The organism is Myxococcus sp. AM009, from assembly GCF_013372605.1.
GTDB lineage: Bacteria > Myxococcota > Myxococcia > Myxococcales > Myxococcaceae > Myxococcus > Myxococcus vastator.
In genome coordinates this window covers 1-677 of sequence record NZ_JABXEP010000371.1, presented here as the reverse complement: position 1 = coordinate 677, position 677 = coordinate 1, and the positions used below count along the sequence as shown (strand labels likewise).

The following is a 677-nucleotide window of genomic DNA, read 5'->3' as shown; positions in this document are numbered from 1 at the left end:
CCACGCACAAGCCCACCCGCACCTCGGGCCCCACTCCCATGCCCTTCAGGTGGTGCGCCAGCTGGTTGGCGCGACGGTTCAACTCCGCGTACGTCAGCCGCTCGTCCTCGTACTCCACCGCCACCGCATCCGGCGTCCGCTGCACCTGTGCTTCGAACAACCGCGCCAGCGACTCCTCCCGTGGGTAATGCGCAGCCGTCCCGCTCCACGCCTTCACCAGCCGCTGCTGCTCCTCACTGCCCATCAGCGACAGCTCGATGAGCCGCGTCTCAGGCCGAGCGACGGCGGCCTCCAACAGCACCCGCAGATGCTCCAGCAGCCGCTCCATCGTCTCGGCTTCGAACAGGTCGCTGTTGAACTCGAGGCCGCCAGAAAGGCCCTCAGCCGTCTCACTCAACCCGAGCGTCAAGTCGAACTTCGACGTCTTCCCGGACGACTCCGCCGCCTCCAGCCTCAGCCCCGGCAGGCTCACCGCCCCGCCCGGCGCGTTCTGCAGCACCAGCATCACCTGGAACAGCGGGCTGCGACTCAAGTCCCGCTCCGGCTGCAACTCCTCCACCAGCCTCTCGAAGGGCACTTCCTGGTGCGCGTACGCACCCAGCGTCACTTCGCGCACCTGCGTCAGCAACTCCCGGAAGCTCGCTGTCGGCGACACCTTCGTCCGCAGCACCAGCGTG

General features: G+C 67.9%; 1 protein-coding gene. It reads right to left on the bottom strand.

The features are described from left to right. The coding region (locus HV824_RS35920) for a condensation domain-containing protein (protein WP_176425285.1) at positions 1-677 on the bottom strand (677 nt) is incomplete at both ends.